At 37.3% G+C, this 17591-nt stretch carries 20 protein-coding genes; 18 read left to right on the top strand and 2 right to left on the bottom strand.

What is annotated here, in order from left to right; all coding sequences use genetic code 11:
* Positions 1 to 374: 374 nt before the first annotated feature.
* The 3 genes from BLS02_RS17710 (at position 375) to BLS02_RS17700 (ending at position 4729) form a co-directional block, all read left to right on the top strand.
* Positions 375 to 1376 (top strand): tRNA dihydrouridine synthase, encoded by a 1002-nt coding sequence (locus BLS02_RS17710; RefSeq protein ID WP_092494358.1) that lies wholly within the window; start codon positions 375 to 377, stop codon positions 1374 to 1376.
* A gap of 319 nt (positions 1377 to 1695) precedes the next feature.
* Complete coding sequence (locus BLS02_RS17705) at positions 1696 to 2289, top strand: hypothetical protein (RefSeq protein ID WP_139180813.1); 594 nt, start codon at positions 1696 to 1698, stop codon at positions 2287 to 2289.
* A gap of 1735 nt (positions 2290 to 4024) precedes the next feature.
* Positions 4025 to 4729: a hypothetical protein gene (locus BLS02_RS17700; protein WP_092494356.1), complete on the top strand. Its 705-nt coding sequence runs from the start codon at positions 4025 to 4027 to the stop codon at positions 4727 to 4729.
* A gap of 21 nt (positions 4730 to 4750) precedes the next feature.
* On the opposite strand, the gene BLS02_RS17695 is transcribed toward BLS02_RS17700, so the two are convergent.
* Positions 4751 to 5257, bottom strand: coding sequence for a hypothetical protein (locus BLS02_RS17695; RefSeq protein ID WP_092494355.1), 507 nt, complete (start codon positions 5255 to 5257; stop codon positions 4751 to 4753).
* A gap of 98 nt (positions 5258 to 5355) precedes the next feature.
* On the opposite strand from BLS02_RS17695, the gene BLS02_RS17690 reads away from it, so the two are divergent.
* From BLS02_RS17690 to BLS02_RS17640, 11 genes are all read left to right on the top strand, one after another.
* Positions 5356 to 5949 carry a vWA domain-containing protein gene (locus tag BLS02_RS17690; protein ID WP_092494354.1) on the top strand — a complete coding sequence of 198 codons (594 nt, stop codon included), beginning with the start codon at positions 5356 to 5358 and terminating at the stop codon, positions 5947 to 5949.
* Positions 5950 to 6029: 80 nt separating this feature from the next.
* Positions 6030 to 6170: a YpzI family protein gene (locus tag BLS02_RS17685; RefSeq protein WP_092494353.1), complete on the top strand. Its 141-nt coding sequence runs from the start codon at positions 6030 to 6032 to the stop codon at positions 6168 to 6170.
* A gap of 179 nt (positions 6171 to 6349) precedes the next feature.
* Positions 6350 to 7744 carry a hypothetical protein gene (locus BLS02_RS17680; RefSeq protein ID WP_092494352.1) on the top strand — a complete coding sequence of 465 codons (1395 nt, stop codon included), beginning with the start codon at positions 6350 to 6352 and terminating at the stop codon, positions 7742 to 7744.
* 234 nt (positions 7745 to 7978) lie between these two features.
* Entirely contained in the window at positions 7979 to 8896 is a 918-nt protein-coding gene (gene cyoE / locus BLS02_RS17675) for a heme o synthase (RefSeq protein WP_092494351.1), read from the top strand.
* Between the two features lie 92 nt (positions 8897 to 8988).
* Complete coding sequence (locus BLS02_RS17670; protein ID WP_175559527.1) at positions 8989 to 9471, top strand: transposase; 483 nt, start codon at positions 8989 to 8991, stop codon at positions 9469 to 9471.
* A gap of 363 nt (positions 9472 to 9834) precedes the next feature.
* Entirely contained in the window at positions 9835 to 10482 is a 648-nt protein-coding gene (locus BLS02_RS17665) for a transporter (protein ID WP_092494349.1), read from the top strand.
* On the top strand, positions 10482 to 10760 hold the full coding sequence (locus BLS02_RS17660; RefSeq protein ID WP_092494348.1) for a GNAT family N-acetyltransferase: 279 nt from the start codon (positions 10482 to 10484) through the stop codon (positions 10758 to 10760). Before BLS02_RS17665 ends, BLS02_RS17660 begins: the two co-directional genes overlap by 1 nt.
* A gap of 36 nt (positions 10761 to 10796) precedes the next feature.
* Positions 10797 to 11147 carry a UPF0158 family protein gene (locus BLS02_RS17655; RefSeq protein WP_092494347.1) on the top strand — a complete coding sequence of 117 codons (351 nt, stop codon included), beginning with the start codon at positions 10797 to 10799 and terminating at the stop codon, positions 11145 to 11147.
* 67 nt (positions 11148 to 11214) lie between these two features.
* Entirely contained in the window at positions 11215 to 11445 is a 231-nt protein-coding gene (locus BLS02_RS17650; protein WP_092494346.1) for an excisionase family DNA-binding protein, read from the top strand.
* 29 nt (positions 11446 to 11474) lie between these two features.
* The gene (locus tag BLS02_RS17645) at positions 11475 to 12377 is read left to right on the top strand and encodes an RluA family pseudouridine synthase (RefSeq protein ID WP_092494345.1); all 903 of its coding nucleotides are present in this window, start codon (positions 11475 to 11477) and stop codon (positions 12375 to 12377) included.
* 15 nt (positions 12378 to 12392) lie between these two features.
* A complete protein-coding gene (locus BLS02_RS17640) occupies positions 12393 to 12920 on the top strand; it encodes a DUF6933 domain-containing protein (RefSeq protein ID WP_092494344.1) in 528 nt (175 codons plus the stop codon).
* Between the two features lie 153 nt (positions 12921 to 13073).
* On the opposite strand, the gene BLS02_RS17635 is transcribed toward BLS02_RS17640, so the two are convergent.
* A complete protein-coding gene (locus BLS02_RS17635; protein ID WP_092494343.1) occupies positions 13074 to 14057 on the bottom strand; it encodes a DmpA family aminopeptidase in 984 nt (327 codons plus the stop codon).
* A 175-nt stretch (positions 14058 to 14232) separates the two neighbouring features.
* Here BLS02_RS17635 and BLS02_RS19075 point away from each other — a divergent pair, with 175 nt between their 5' ends.
* The 4 genes from BLS02_RS19075 (at position 14233) to BLS02_RS17615 (ending at position 17386) form a co-directional block, all read left to right on the top strand.
* The gene (locus tag BLS02_RS19075) at positions 14233 to 14883 is read left to right on the top strand and encodes a hypothetical protein (RefSeq protein WP_175559526.1); all 651 of its coding nucleotides are present in this window, start codon (positions 14233 to 14235) and stop codon (positions 14881 to 14883) included.
* A 123-nt stretch (positions 14884 to 15006) separates the two neighbouring features.
* Entirely contained in the window at positions 15007 to 15591 is a 585-nt protein-coding gene (locus BLS02_RS17625; RefSeq protein WP_092494342.1) for a peroxiredoxin family protein, read from the top strand.
* A gap of 39 nt (positions 15592 to 15630) precedes the next feature.
* Positions 15631 to 16314 (top strand): response regulator transcription factor, encoded by a 684-nt coding sequence (locus BLS02_RS17620; protein ID WP_092494341.1) that lies wholly within the window; start codon positions 15631 to 15633, stop codon positions 16312 to 16314.
* Complete coding sequence (locus tag BLS02_RS17615) at positions 16301 to 17386, top strand: sensor histidine kinase (RefSeq protein WP_092494340.1); 1086 nt, start codon at positions 16301 to 16303, stop codon at positions 17384 to 17386. The genes BLS02_RS17620 and BLS02_RS17615 overlap by 14 nt, the downstream gene beginning before the upstream one ends.
* Positions 17387 to 17591 lie beyond the last annotated feature (205 nt).

Genomic DNA, 17591 nt, shown 5'->3' with positions numbered 1-17591 from the left:
TGATACCACTATAAACTTGAAAATGAATTCAAACCTCCTTAATGAAGAGCCTTCTTAGTGGCTCTTTATTTTTTGCTGATTTTTTATGTTATATAGGTATAATTGAAAAAATGGGGGGTGATCGGAAAACTCTATTTTAACTCCAAAGGTGGAATGAGGGTTTGAGATGGAGATTCGGAAAAGTTTATTTCGGGTGTACAGCGAGTGTCTAGTTAAAATATACAGTACCTTGTAAAAATAAACATTTCTGATCAGTTTGATATAAAGTGCTTAAACATGATATAAGTGTAAAAGAAGCAGGGGCTTTTTTGCTTTTTAATTTTGGAATAAGCGTTTGACCTAGTATTCCATAGTGAGAGGATTTGAATTAAGATATGGTAGATAATTTTTGGCGTGATTTACCACGACCGTTTTTTATACTGGCACCAATGGAAGATGTGACGGATGTTGTTTTTCGCCACGTAGTAAGCGCGGCAGCCAGACCTGATGTGTTTTTTACAGAGTTTACAAATACAGATAGTTATTGTCACCCAGAGGGGATCCAGAGTGTGCGTGGGCGTTTGACTTTTACAGAGGATGAACAACCAATTGTAGCCCATATTTGGGGAGATAAGCCTGAATACTTTCGGCAAATGAGTATTGGTATGGCAAAACAAGGGTTTAGGGGTGTAGATATCAATATGGGCTGCCCTGTGCATAATGTGGCAAAGAAGGGGAAGGGATGTGGCCTAATTCGTCGTCCAGAAGTTGCTGCAGATATAGTACAAGCAGCAAAAGCGGGAGGATTGCCCGTAAGTGTGAAGACAAGGCTTGGTTACACTGATGTAGACGAATGGCACGACTGGCTAACACACATCTTGAAACAAGATATTGTTAATCTTTCTATTCATCTGCGTACAAAAAAGGAAATGAGTGATGTAGATGCTCATTGGGAACTAATCCCGGAGATTAAGAAACTTCGTGACCAGGTGGCACCAGATACACTTTTGACAATCAATGGGGATATTCCTGATCGACAAACTGGCTTGAAGCTCGCTCATGAATACGGTGTCGATGGGGTTATGATCGGGCGTGGTATTTTTAAAAATCCATTTGCTTTTGAGAAGCAGCCAAAAGATCATAGTAGTAAGGAATTACTTGATCTCTTAAGGTTGCATCTGGATTTTCATGATAAATATTCAAAATTAGAACCACGGCAGATCAAGCCTCTTCGTCGATTTTTCAAGGTATATGTCCGTGGGATTCCAGGGGCTGGTGAGTTGAGAAATCAATTAATGAGTACAGAGTCAACAGATGAAGTGCGTGCATTGCTCGATAACTTTGAACGAAAAAATGCTGAGGCGACGGGGGCTCAGAGTGAGAAAAACTTACTGTAAATCATCTGGAAATTAGTACACTAATGAGCCCTACTTTAAAAGCTGCATAAATAATTTAGAACAGCATATGAAAAGATATTTGCTTCACTCGATTCTTAGAATGATGAGTATATGAAACGTAATTTATCGGTTAATGGAGAAAGGGTTATCAAAGGCGGTGAAGAATTAAAAAGTAAAAAGATGATTTTTGAATATACTGATTGAAAAAAACATTGAGACATGGGGGCAGGGGTATATCCCTTTTAAAACAACAATCTGGGACGATGAACCTGTCCCTCTTGTCCTTTATAGTTCGTTACATAGCAAAGAGGTGATTTGTTTGAAGTTATTTATTGATATATTACTTTTAATTGTTATTGGGTACTATAGCTACAAGTTTATTCAAGTCATGATAAAAATGAGGCAAGACATTATTTTACCAACAACCAATGAAGAGATTGCTTCCATTAGAAAATACCCTCAAAAAGTAGTGAATTTCCCGATATATTCTGAACAAAAGATAGGAATCATTGCTTACTCTCTTAATCTCGTGTTTGTGATAGTCATGTTTTTCTTAGGAGTATTTTTAGATGGGATTAATTGGTCTTTCTATCCATTGATGACTATCCTTCTTATCAATTCATATAGTTTTATAAACTTGTTTGCGGTAATTGGTGACGGTGTACTTTGTGGAAGTCGCTTTGTTACTTGGAAAAAAGTAAAGTCGTTTCAATTTCTCCCTATTGATTTAAACCATAGATACTATGGATCATCAAAAGAGCTTAATAATAGATATGAATTGAGGATTAAGACAAAATTCTATTTTATAAGCTGTATTGTAACCACAGATGAAATGAAAGAGAAGCTGAACATGATTTTAAGTGAACATATAGCAGTGAGTGAAGAAGGGTCGGTATTAAAAAATCCCAGGTGATAAATAAATGGATAGAATGTTAAAAGAGTTTCGAAATAATTACCTAGCGATTTATTTCCAGTAGAACAGTCTGAATCTTTAGGGAGTGACAAGGAGTCAAATGTGATTTTGATAAGAAAGAATATCAAAGCTGGTCGTAATGATCCATGTATATGTGGAAGTTGCAAAAAGTAAAAAAGTGCTGTGGTAAGGAATGGACATCTGGGAAGGGGGTAAACACCTTCCAAAACCATAACCTGGGACGATGAACCTGTCACTCTTATCCCTTACCGTATGCTTATAGCGATACGCGATATGGACGGGCGTATCCTTTGTACAGCCTGGTGCGGGGCGGACTGGACACTTCCGATGTTCCTATAAAAACGTGCGGTTAACTCGTTTTATGTGTGTCGTATCGCCACGCGATATGATACACCTACTCTTCGAAAACTTCATATCTTAAAAGATAGGAATCCGATATATGACATGATAGATACATCCGAATATAACATCTGGGAGGATGAACCTATGCTTCTTATCCCTTATCGTATTTGCTTATAGCGACACGCGATATGGGCTAGCATATCTTCTGTAACCCCCAGATGCAAGAGGATCTGATACTTGGACAAAACAAGATTTCTTCCTAAATAAAAACATGCGTGTTGACTCGTTTTATGCGTGTTGTATCGCCGGGCGATATGATACGCCAACTCTTCGAAAACCTCATAATCTAATAGATAAGGGAATCCGATATGTGACTTTGATAGATACACTCGAAAGTAACAATCTCGGATGATGAACCTGTCACTCATCGTATCGCTTATAGCGACACGCGATATGGGCTAGCATATCTTCTGTAACCCCCAGTTACAAGAAGATCTGATACTTGGACAAAACAAGATTTCTTCCTAAATAAAATGAGGTAGTTGACTCTATTTATGTGTGTCGTATTGCCGGGCGATATGGTACGCCAACTCTTCGAAAACTTCATAATTTAACAGATAAGGGAATCCGATATATGACATGATAGATACATCCGAAAATAACAAGCTTGGAGGATGAACCTATCCCTCTTATCCCTCATCGTGTTTGCATATAGCGGCACGCGATATGGACAGCATGTCTTTTTTAAAACACAGGTGAGGGAAGATTTCAACTATTGGACAACACAAGATTGATTTTAATAATTCCTCAAGAAAATGTGCTAGTTAACTCTATTTATGTGTCGTATCGCCGGGCGATATGATACACACACTTTTCGAATACTTCATATTAAATAAAGATAAGGAATCCGATATATGATATGTTAAATACAATCGAAAATAACAATCTGGGACGATGAACCTGTCCCTCTTGTCCCTCCATATCGTTAGGCGATATACTTGCAAATTTATCAAAAATCCTTCATATTTAATAGTTAAGGAGATTCAATATATGACATGATATATACAAACTAGAATGAGTTGTAATTACCTTTCTAAGGAGTGGGGGGAATCCTTCCTGCTAGAAATTTCGGTTAAATTTAAGAGCAATATATTGGGGATTGGATATCTTCGTATCGCTTATAGCGCTATGCGATATGGACGTAAAAAATGGGATTTGGAGCGATTTAGAATCTTAGATAAGACAAGATAAGTCTTTATTAAATTCATCAAAAATAGTATTGGTCTGCCCGTTTGTGCGTTTCATATCGCCGGGCGATACAACTTGTGAACTTATCGAAAACCCACATATTTTAATAGAAAGGAGATCCGATATGCGACATGATATACAGCCAAATGAACGATCTTATACTACCAAAGAAGTAGCAGACGAGCTGGGAATTGCGACACCCACTGTTAGAAAGTATGGTCAAGTACTAGAGCGTAATGGATACGAGTTTTTTAAAGATGGCGATCGGCGGATTTTCGTTCGATCTGACATCGAATCGCTTATAGCGATACGCGATACGGACAAGCCCTTAGACGTAACAGCTACATATCTTGTAAATCAACAAAAATTAAGATTAGAAGGATTCAATGAAACAGAGATAACGATATCTGATACAACTGATAATTCACCCCAAGATCTCAATCAATTAAAAGAGTCTTTAATGTTTTTAGCTAATGAACTAGCAGCCACACGTGAAATGAATGTCCAACTGACAAACGATATGTCTCAACTTAAAACTACGGTTTCCCAGCTCCAGCAAGATCATCACGTTATAAGTTCTGGTATCGGAAACTCGGCACAAAAAACTGCTCGAATTGAGAAATTAACTGAACAACAGAATAGCCACTATGAGTCATTGCTGCAACAAGAAAAAGAAAAAAGCGAATTCTTACAAAAAGAGATACAGAATATGCGGGACGAACAGAAAAAAGAATGGCGATTACAAAGTGATTTTAACAAACGTTTAGAAAAATCGATGACAAAACCTAAAGGAACTTTGGATAGGTTTTTGTCCATCTTCCGTAAATAAGGCCATTTCTCTAGTCCCTTCCTAGGAGTGCAAACCCGTTAATGGTTTTAAACTAAAATAGTCTAACGCCTGATTTACATCGTGGATATTGAATACCTTTTTCTCAATACAGAATTGAATAACTAAATCGTAGGTATCACTTTCAGACAATGAGTAGCCGGCAGAGCTTAGTAGCTTGTCGGTTTTTTCTTTATTCAGTTCAAGAGCTAAAGCAAGGGCAATAACGGTGTTTTTTCCAACCTGGTAATCAGAATTAGATCGTATTTTTGAAAAATGCCTGCGATCAATTCCGGCCTTTTTGTATATGTCAGAGTCACTAGTATCTTTTTCATCAATTAAGTTAAACAATACTTCTTTGAGTGTAGGCTTACGGTTATCTTCAATAAAGTCTTTTAATTCAACAAGTTCTATTTCTTTATGAATACTGTAGTCAACCTTCTCAGAGGATTCACAAACATCAACTGGAATTATACCTATATGATTCTCTACATACTTCTGCATTTCCAGAAAAAACTTTTCATCAAGCACATTGTCCACCTCCCAAATATGTCGCTTATCAGGCGACCAAAACACGGATAATCACAGTTAATATTATAACAGATTAAAAATTTGAGGAGATGATAAATATGAATAAGACTGTAACAGAAATTATTTTCCTGTTGGATAGAAGTGGGTCAATGGCGGGGCTTGAAAGTGATACTATTGGTGGGTTTAATGCTTTCATTGATAAGCAGTGCCAACTTGAGGGGGAAACGATTCTAACTTCAGTTCTGTTTGATGACAAATATGAAGTATTATGGAATGGTGTTGATGCTAATAGTGTAAGGCTTACAGAGAGCGAGTATTATGTAAGAGGGACGACAGCGTTATTGGATGCAGTGGGAAAGACAATTTTGGATGTGGGTTACAGGTTATCGAGAGCCCGTGAAGAGCAGCAACCAGACAATGTTATAGTTGTTATTACAACTGATGGCATGGAAAATGCGAGCCGTGAGTTTTCCTATAAGAAAGTTAAAGAACTAATAAAACACCAACAGGATAAATATAGCTGGGAATTTATTTTTATGGGTGCCAATATTGATGCTGCAAAAGAAGCAAATAATATTGGAATTGTTGAACAAAATGCATTTAACTTTGAAGTTTCTGAAAAGGGTGTTGAGAGAATGTATGATATGGCTACTGAGATGGTTTCAGAGAATAGAAGGAAAAAACAGTACTGATTTTTGTGTGCTAAATAATATTCTCGGTATGAATAAATCTTCATCACTATTCTCATTTTAAGTATAGGAGGTGCTTAATAATGGGAAGAGACCGTCAAGAAAAAAAGCTGAAACAAAGCGGACGCGTGGAATCAGATCGGGATGTTGGTCTTCGTTATAAAGGGTCAACAAAAATGGCTAGCCCTGAAGAAGTCGAAAAATTAAACGATGGCAAAAAATAAAATTAACAGGCGATTGTCCTAAAGGATGGTCGCCTATTATGTTCTAGCTGCGTCTGTCTTATAAAGATAGTAGCAATCTGGGACAATAAACCTGTCCCCTATGTCCCGTTCATTAGCCTGGGACGACGAACCTGTCTTCATATGTTATAATTAGAGAAAGCGATTAGGGAGTGTGCGATATGGATATGGGTCAATTTTTAATTTATGATCAGCAGAAACAGGTCCGAGTGCAGCCAGAAAGAATTTCGTTGTATATGCAAAGTGAAATTATCGAAGCGATTAGTGAGAACAATGAGATGTATTACCTGTTCTTTTATAAAAACAATTTCCTCACTGCAGCAAAAGCCAAGCGGCTTCGTCGACAATCATTCATCGAGCGAGCATTTACAAAAGGAATTGTTTATAACGCCCCACACCCGTTTATCAACAAGCTGCTTTCATCCAATCACCCATGTAAAATCATCGGTTTTAAGCCATTGCTAAAGAAACTCGAAACAAACTATACTCCGCAAGAAAAAGCGTTTATACTTACCTTCTTTGAATCATTTATTCCAAAAAAACATCTATTTGAAGAGATCAAATCAATATTTTATGTTTATCGCCGTAACGGCCAAGGCTTCCTGGGCTATCAGATTATTCGTATTTTAATGGATTTTGCACCGAAGCACAGTTTCGTGACACAGGTCTCCAATGATCCTATTTTTAAAAAATATGATGACCAGTATAACAACCAATCAGATGAGCTGTTAGCGAAGGATTTAATCTTTGCTGAAAAAGTTCTTTATTCCAAGAAAGATGATGATCAACGGTTCCAGCAGCTAATCACCCATTTGGAAAAAGAATCACGATGGACTGATATGGTTGCCTTGTATTGTTACAAATTATCAATATCCCCTGCAACTGACTACTACAGGTCTCTGGCAAATTTACTGGAGCAGTATTTAAACGAAAATGAAGCGGAATTCATTTTAGAACGTTTAGACAATCAGTTACCAGCCTTTCTTCCACTACAGCAAGATTTATTTAATAAATATGTAAAAACCCACCAAATTGAAAAAGTCTTCCATATGATGCAGAATCGTGATTTCAAACTAAGTAATGCTCAGATTCAAACCTTTGGAGAACTGCTTGAACATCTTGATTCAAGAACATATTCTTCACATCCAGAAATGCTTAATACTATATTGGAATCAGTTATTAACGTATCCCCTGAAAAAGCTGAAAAACTTCTTAATAAATACGTTGTCTCGTTATTGGAAAACCATGAAGTAGCATATATTAAGAGTTTATTAAAACCATTCAAAGAAAATCATGGAAATCTGGAGATAATTAGAAAAATTGATACCATGGAAAGGCTAAGTGATGATTTGGATCAAATGCAGACTCTTGGAGAGTTGTATTATGAGTTTAATCTGTTGGATAAGGCAATTGAATGCTTTAGCTGGGAAATGGAGCTTAAGCCTACTCAACCAAAACCACTTCAATGGTTATCTAAAGCCTATCGGGATAAAGGGTTAAATCACGAATCGGACGCCTATCAGCAGCTGTGTATTAACCTGCAAAAAAATGCTTGATAGATATGACAGATAATAATAGGGTCTAATACAATTAACACTGTAAAACAGACAGATTACCTGTCTGTTTTTTAGCATTCTTAATGTATAAGTGCGATTAAGGCTTTCACTATTAAGGTGATAAGACAAGTATTCTAAAGGTATAACTGTATTACTAGTTTTCATCCATGTGATTGGGTATGATAAATGTTAAAATGGATTAGATGTAATTGAAGGATTGGGAGGAAAATGTAAATGAAGAAAGATGAGAAAACTGTTATATCGCCTCAACAAAATCCCAATACTTTTCTGTCTGATTTAAAAGAACTTTTTAAGGCGGTAGTATTAATTTTTAATGTACTCCCTGTTTTTGCTGGGTTCTGGCTTGCTCTTTATTTTACTAACTCGACCTTTACTGCAAGTTGGGACTTGTTCCTGTTAACAATGGCTGGCAGTACATGCGTGATGGCTGGCGCACTTATCCTCAATAATTGGTACGATGTTGATATTGATACGATAATGGAAAGAACAAAGAACCGCCCTACAGTAACTGGAAATCTTTCGTTAAAAGCTGTTTTGACAATGGGAATTATTTTTTCCGTAGTTGGTTTAATCCTGTTATTGTTCACAACGATAGAAGCAGCTTTATATGCTTTCATTGGCTGGTTTATTTATGTGTTTCTCTACACGATATGGTCCAAGCGTAAATATACGCTTAATACTGTAATTGGAAGTGTATCTGGCGCAGTAACACCTTTAATAGGCTGGGCTGCATTAGAGCCTGCTAATCATACTGTTCCGATTATCATGTTTCTTATCTTATTTATCTGGCAAATCCCCCATACGTTTGTCATCGCCATACGGAAATATGACGAATATAAGGCTGCAGGGGTGGCAATGCTTCCGGTGGTACATGGACTCGCTATTACTAAACGGCAAACAGTTATCTATATTGCCTGCTTACTTCCGTTACCATTTTATCTTGCCTCATTGGGAACAACGTTTATGGTGATCGCAACCCTGTTAAATATTGGGTGGCTGATACTTGGAATTAGCGGTTTTTTTACCAAGGACGATTTAAATTGGGCTAATAAAATGTTTCTGTACTCCGTGAATTATTTAATGATTATCTTTATCATCATGATTATCGCTACTGTTCCATGGTTTGGCTAATAATTCTTAGCTACACAATTATTTGCATACCATACGCGCTACAATGAGTATATGAACGGACAAAGTACATATACAGTATGGAGGTAGAGGCTATGGGAAAGCAGCCAAAGTATCAGCGGTATACAAAGAAAACTAAACTTGAGGCAGTTAGGCGTGTACTTGATAAAGATGAGCCTGTTCAGGCAGTGCTGAACGATTTAGGAATTCGTCATAGAGATAATATTTATGTGTGGATTAAGAAGTACCACAAGGAAGGTGCCTCTGCATTCGATCGTAATTTTGGTCATCCTTATAGAGAGCAAAGTTCAGCATCACCGGATAAATTAATTGAGGAATTATCGTCGGAATTAGACATACTAAAAAAGTTTATTGGCATGTCTCATCATAGTATTGAAGAAAGATATCAAGCGATTGATGCTCTTCAGAGTCAATATCCTTTAGATACTATTTGTAAGACACTGGAAGTTTCAGAAATTGGTTTCAAGCATTATAAAAAATGCCAGCAATTAGGATTGGACGAGCGGTACAGCAATTCTGATTCAGTTTATTTTCCGGCTTCAACATGTTTGCGCTGAGTTCCTGCTTCGATAAGCACCCAGTATTACTGGAGTTTATCGAAGTTTTTTATAGTTTCGGAAACTATAATATTTAAGTGCTGTGGATAACTGGACTCCAGAATCAGCCACGTCCAGCTCCAGCGCCAAGCGCCTATTGGACTTCCCTCCCCGTGTCTACGATAAGTCAACATCGAATCGCTTACGCTCTTCGTGTATCCTTTATCTCACACGGGTCAGTCCAGTCCATACGGCACTGAACAGGCGCTTGCGCCTTTGTTCCTTTAATTGACCTTAGGTTTGTCATCATAAAGTTGTCAAGGTTACACTTCTTCGCTTTTTCTAATATAATAGGTTAAGAGGAATTTAGAAGAGGGATATGTTATGCAGAAAATGGCGAAAATAGTATATGAGAGTATTATGATTCTGCTCGTTATGCTGACAATCATTACACTATGGACTGAAAACACATACAGTTCAACAATCAATTGGATTGTATGGGGTGTCTTTTTTATTGACTTCTTCTTTCGATTACTGACTGCAAAGAAAAAGTGGGACTTCATTAAACAAAATCCATTTCTTCTGATAGCGATTATCCCATTGGATCAGTTTTTCCAGGTTGCCAGGGTGGTAAGGGTCATCTACTTATTTCGGATCAAAACTATTGCCAAGTACTACATTGTGCCATATGCCGAAAAGCTTACTTTTCAATCCAAATCACTAATTGTATCAATACTTCTTTCATTAATGATTGCAGCATCCTTCATTATTTGGAACTTGGAAAGCTCGATTGTCGCATACTATGATGCATTGTATGTAATATTGGGATATTTACTTTTTTTCGGTCATCGTGTCTTTGAAATCGAGGGTCAGGTTTCAATTTGGATTTTAACAGGAATATCTATAATAGGGATTGCAATACAAGGTTTAGCACTTCAGTGGGCATTTAATAAGGTAGATATACTTTTTAATAATTTTAAAAAAAAGAAGCAATCGGTACGACAGGAACATAATTCAAAGGAGGCTAATTAATGACTGAAATTAAAAAAGGTAATAACAAATTTTATGTTGGCAAAGATGAACAGAACCCATTAGGTGAAATCACATTTGAGCCATCAGGTGATAATGTATTAATAGTTGACCATACGTATGTATCAGATGAGCTTCGTGGACAAGGTCTCGCAGGGAAGCTAGTTGATAAAGTTGTTACATATGCTAGAGAAGAGGGAAAGAAAATTGACCCAACATGCTCATATGCCAAAGATAAAATGGAGAAAACGCCTGAATATCACGATGTGCTGGAGGGTTAGGAGAAGAGAGCATGGATTTAATCAACGAATGCGTATTTGCATAACGACTTTGAAATAAACTATGTATTGGACACAAATAAAGGACAAGTTCTAATGGATGCTCCTGAATCATTAACAGGAGAACCAGGGATTGACTGGGATGACGAGGACGCAACTGATAATCTTTTACCAATTCCACAAATTACATCAAATGAAGCATATGATTCAATGGATAGATTTGCAGAAAAACAGGAACCCGCTGTAGCTGAGAAATTGATTGATGTACTGAACCGTAGAAAGCCATTTCGAAATTTCAAGGACAAGGTTATTGAACTTGGTATTGAAGATGAATTGAATGGTATACCTTTGAACAAAGTGATGCAAAGGAAGCCATTTTCGATTGGATGAACGACCTCAATATACCCTATGAAAAGATTAATCAAAAATAAACTACTGAAAAAAGGGAACTAATAATATGTACTTAACCATCCAGGAAACAGCTGAATATTTATCAATTGAAGAATCAAAAGTCAAAACGTTTGTACTGCAAGGTCGTATACGTTCTGTTTATGATGGAGATAGATACCTTATTAACAAGGATCAATTTAGTACACATCTAGAGCAAATGGATAATTATAAAAAAATGATTCAAGATTACCTGAATGAACCACTTCCGGAAGACCCCGATGTGAAGGATGAAGATTAGATATAAATTACATAGAGGAGCAATTGTCCATGCCCAAAAACCACCAAACCACGAAAAACGGAAAATCAATTGTATATACAGTTGAGGAGCCTATTGAGCTTTTAAAATTTCTGATAAAAGTCATGCCCAACCGCAGCCGGAACTCAGTTAAGTCAATCCTTGCGCGCGGTCAGATAACAGTTGATGAACATATGGAAACACAATACAATTATGAACTGAACCCAGGACAGGAAGTAACCATCTTAAAAAATAAAGCTTCTGTTAAAGAGAGTGCACTAATTGGCATGAATATTGTTCATGAAGATGAAGATATCATCGTCATCAACAAAGAGGCTGGTTTACTTTCTATTGCCACCGAAAAAGAAAAGGAACGAACTGCGCACCATCAATTGATGGAGTATGTGCGCCGTGAAGATCCCGCAAATCGAATATTTGTTGTACATCGTCTTGATAAGGATACATCGGGAGTTATGATGTTCGCTAAAAATGAAAAAGTTAAGCGGACCTTGCAGGATGCCTGGAAGGAAAATGTTAAAGAACGTACATATGTTGCACTTGTCGAAGGGGAAGTAAAAAAATCGAAAGGCTACATATCATCGTGGCTGAAAGAAAGCAGTACACATTTGGTATATTCCAGCCCCAATAAGAATGACGGACAACATGCAATTACACATTATAATGTAATCCAATCGAACAAAAAGTTTTCATTAGTTGAAATTCAGCTGGAAACCGGGCGGAAAAATCAAATTCGCGTTCATATGCAGGATCTGGGAAACCCAGTTGTAGGTGATAAAAAATATGGCTCCAAAACGAATGAAATCAGGAGGCTTGGCCTTCATGCGAAGGTATTGTCCTTCAATCACCCTACGTCAGGTAAGTTAATGCGGTTTGAAGCAGATGTTCCAGGGTCATTTTTTGCAAAATCAAAATAGTGTTACATAGGAGGTGTGTTTCATATTTTACAAATTCAATGTACAAAAAAGCTGGCCGATGAATTAAAAATAAAAACATCTAATGAACAGATAGCAGACAACGAACCACTGTACTCATGGCATGCACATATTTTTTACTATAACCGAAAAAAATACTGCATCGTTATGAATAACAGCACACGTTATAACTTCATTATTGGCAGTCTCAGAAAAAAAGAATTTAGTCAGTTTTCTTCACTAGTTAAAGAAGGAATACGTAAAAACCTATTGGCTGAGGGATTTGCTGAAAAAGTTGTGGAAACATATATGAAAAAATGTGATGACGTGAATTATGCTCCAACAAGTGAGCGTTCTATTATTTCTCAAATAAATGAAATGATAAGTGCAACTAAATTCTTTCAGGAGAATAATGAAGCAGATACCATTGAAGACAAACTAGATGAAATTAATCGCTTTAACAATAAATTTGTTATGCTGACATTACCAGAAACTTATTCAGCTGAATCCATGAAGAAAGCATTAATCAAAGAGGTTCTTTTATAAAAGAACCTCTTTGATTAATGCATAAGTGTTGCTAAGGCTAGCGAATGCCAAATGGTGAATCGATAAAGATCGACAACGAAACGGTAATATTCGACACGCAATAGATAAACATCGACTCGGAATAGATAAAGTTCGACATAGAATCGATAAAGGTTACAAACCGAGCGGTGCTTTTTCAACAACTCGCCCACTTCGTCCTTCTGTTGTATCGGCATTTTTCAGAGAACTGATAACAGCTTCCTCAGTCACTTCAATTACGGCTTGAAAAAGTTTACTCATAATAGGGTGGTCATCACGTATAAATGACATCGACTCCAGCTGTACAGTGGCGTTATGATCATATGTATTCGCTGTTGAAAAAGCGATTGCTATATCGCCGCTGCCATTGTCGATATTGCTTCCAGTTCTGCCCAACCCCGCTGCACATCGTTTGGCAAGCCGTTTCAGCTGCCGGTCATATAGCGGTGCATCTGTTGCTACAACCATCATAATTGATCCATCAGGTGTATCCAATTTTATGCTGCTTCCGAAATCTGCAAATAAGGCATCATCCCGTTTGCCAAAATTACTTAATACGAGGCAGCCAACAGTGTACGTATCTACAAGTCGTGATGCTGTGCCGATTCCCCCTTTATACCCGAAACACACCATCCCTTTTCCTACGCCAATCGCACCTTCTTCAACAGGATTACTGTTAGCACTCTCTATGGCTTGAATCGCGTGCTCAGGCTTCACGGATTGCAGTCGTATTGAATTCAGGTAGCTGTCATTACATTCACCAACAACGATATTAAGTGAACTTGTTGAGTCTCCAATTTCTTTATTTTCGTTGAGCATATACTGAAGTGTTCCTTGCCAGACAGTTCCTACACTGAGCGTGTTGGTAAGCATAATTGGTGATTCAAGTAAGCCTAACTCCTCTACTTGGACAAGGCCTGCAGTTTTTCCATATCCATTAATAACCGAGCTTGCTGCACGTATTTTGTTTGAAAAAATATTACCCTTATGGGGCAATATAGCAGTAACACCAGTACAAACCGTATCTTGTTCATTCAATTTCTCGTACAAAGTTACATGTCCAACCTGCACCCCCTCAACATCGGTAATGCAATTGGATTTTCCTTTAGGTAACTGCATCTGAATCACTCCTTAAATTTCTGTTATTTTACCAGTATTATAGCAGATATATGTATTGCTTAATTATTTGTATAAACTCCAAGTAGAATTGTTTTAAAGAAAATTAATTCTTTCATTAAACTTTCACATAACTTCTTTATAATGAATAACGAAATGGGAACATGGAGGTCATACTATGCCATCAGCTTGGGTATTAACCAACGTTGCGATTATTGTAATAAGTGTTCTTTCTGGTCTGTTGTTTTTTTACATAATAAGTCCATTAAAGAAAACAATGAAAAAGCAACAATTGGAAGAAATAATATCATTACTTATTAATTTTGTCATTTTTATATGGATTGGAAAGGTTCTCTTAAACTTATCTGTATTTGTAAAAGATCCACTTGCCATACTAGCGTACCCTAGTAATTCACACGCCTTTTACGTTGCAGTATTATTTCTGATAATAAACGTTGGTTATAAGGCAAAACGAAAAAATATCGATACAATTCCTTTACTGGCATCATTTGTTCCAGTTTTCTTGGGGGCATCGTTTGTTTATGAATTTATCGATATTATGTGGAACGAAAGCACCTTAGCATGGGGGCATTTGCTATTACTCATAGTATTGACTTTCATTTATGTATTCGTGCACGAGAGGATATCATCTCGTACGGCAGCAGGTGGTTTTTTTGTCGGGTGGAGTTTGGGGCAATTGCTTCTATCCTTTATACTGCCTTTTACAACATTATTTGGCTATATGATGGCTCGCTGGTTCTTAATAGTTATTTTTGTAATAAGCTTGGCACTGTTGACTTATCACCATAGAAGGAAGAATTCATATTGATGCTGCTGCAGGTTTGACAATTTGGCTTGGCAAATGCAAATGACACGTATTTCAATTTTTCTATTAAGGCTCGTTCAGGATACGTGGTTATCTATTTTAGGATAAAAATTGGAGGTTTAAATTATGAAAAAAACAATTATAATCCTCATAATTACCGGGATGCTTGCCTGGGCAGTATACGATGTACTAAACAGCTCTGAGGAAACGGCTGATAGTGGAGATTATGTTGTAGAGGATGACACTAAAGAAGAAAGTACAAGTGAGGAAAGCGAAGGTAACAATAAAGTTGGACTTGAAATAGGAAATATGGCACCCGATTTTGAACTTACGACTTTGAAAGGGAAGACAGTCAAGCTTTCCGATTTTCGTGGTCAGCGAGTTCTTGTTAACTTTTGGGCAACTTGGTGTCCTCCATGTCGCGCGGAGATGCCAGATATGGAGAAATTTCATCAAAATAAAGATATTACAATTTTAGCGATTAATCTTACTGAAACAGAGAGCACGAAAAGTGATGTATCCGATTTTGTGGAAAAGTTTGAACTGACATTTCCAATATTAATGGATGAAACAGTGGAAGTGGCAAATCAATATCAAATACAGCCTATTCCCACATCATACATGATTGATTCGAACGGAATAATTCAGTTTAAGGCATTAGGTGCTATGAATTATGAGTTAATGGTTCAGGAGTTTGAAAAGATGAAATAGATCCTCTTTTTAGTTTAAAATAGAAGAGAGGTGTTCAATATGAAACAAACAATTTTAGTCGTAGAAGACGATATGATGATTCGTGAACTAATAAAAATACATTTGGAAAAAAATGATTATGATGTGGTAGAAGCCGCTGATGGTGAGGAAGCAAAAGGTATTTTTCTAAAACATCATCCTTGTTTGGTCATCCTTGATTTAATGTTGCCTAAAGTTAGTGGCGAAGATTTCTGTGCATGGGTACGTGCTCAGGAACGTAATGAGGTTTCCATTATAATGCTTTCAGCAAAAGCGAAGATTGAAGATAAGATTGATGGGCTGAAAATGGGAGCAGATGATTATGTCACGAAGCCTTTCGATCCAAATGAACTCATGGCACACGTCGAAGCAGTATTGCGACGTACAGGTCAATTTTGCCAAAAAATTGTATATGACGGGTTATGTATTAAGCCTCGAAAAGGTGAAGTGCTTCTTTACGATAAATCGATTAAGCTAACGAAATTTGAATTTAATCTTCTTTATTTTTTAATGCAAAATCCGAATATGGTGCTTAGTCGTGAACAATTAGTCATGCAAATATATCCATATGCAGATCATACAGTGCTGGATCGCACGATTGATGCGCATATCAAAAAGCTGCGGGAAAAGATTGAGGATAACACATCCAAACCCAAGCGTATCCAGACTGTTCGGGGAATGGGGTATAAGTTTGTCAATACGTAAACGGATTATATCAAAATTTCCTAAAGGATTCTTATGGCGTTTATCTGCGCTAAATTTCCTTGTTGTTGCTTCTGCAATTGTCGTGAGTGGACTGGCGACTTATAATACTGCTTGTTTTTTAGTGGACGCCATGGGTGGGTTGGAGGAACAACGCCAGCAGCAATTCAATGCAACGCTATTTAATTACTTGTGGATCTTTATAATTACAGCGATTGTTATGGGGAGTTTATTGCATTTTTATATGACAAAAAAACTAATCAGACCAATTCGCAGCTTAATAGAATCCACTAAGCAATTAAAAAAAGGCAATTATCCCGATCCTGTTGAGGTGACATCTCAGGATGAAGTAGGCGAGCTTGCTGTACAATTTAATGCTCTTATTCAACAACTGCATACGAACGAGCAACACCGCCAAAAGCTTGTATCTGATCTATCACATGAATTTCGTACGCCTTTAACTAATTTAAATGGATATCTTCAGTCATTGGAACGAGGCGATATTCAAGGGAATCAGGAGCTTTACAAGGCGTTGTACCAGGAATCGCAACGTCTTACAGTTATGATAGAACAATTGGAACAACTTAAGGAATGGGATTATGTAACTTCCCAAACCTATTCCCAAAGTAGAGAAGTCGATATTGCTAATCTGATTGATCAGTGTGTTGCAATGTTTAAATTGCAAATGGAGGAAAAAGATATTGGCTTGTCTATAAATGTATCCTCATGTAAGTTACATATTCATGAGGAAGGTATTCAGCAAATTATAAGTAACCTCTTAGAGAACGCTATCCATTATTACAATGGTGAGGGTGGAATTCATGTACTTGGCGAACAGCAAAATTCTGTTTATCAAATCCTTGTAAGTGGTCCAAGTGATTTCATCCCAGAACATGAACGGGAAAATATATTTGAACGGTTTTATAGACTGGATACATCCAGAAGCCGCAAAACAGGTGGAAGCGGCTTAGGGCTTGCTATAGCTAAAGAAATAATAGACCGGCATGGCGGAGAAATCGGAGTTATTTCCGAAAAAAACATAAACACTTTCTGGTTTACATTACCACTAGCATAAAGGAGCATATGTAGTTCGGTTAGGAATGGGGATGTGCTCGCTTTTCTCGGCCACACACGACATGAGGTCGATGGGGCGAGTAATCGGATTTTCAGGATGTCCCCCCTACTCCTCGTTCGTATCCCCCCTCTATACGGAGGCTCGCCAGCCCATTTTTTCGCAGGAGTCATAATCCCCCCCAATCATGGCTCAGAAAGCCCGGATT

Source organism: Virgibacillus salinus (assembly GCF_900102415.1).
Classification (GTDB): Bacteria; Bacillota; Bacilli; order Bacillales; family Amphibacillaceae; genus Lentibacillus; species Lentibacillus subterraneus.
This window is presented reverse-complemented; position numbering and strand designations above follow the sequence as displayed.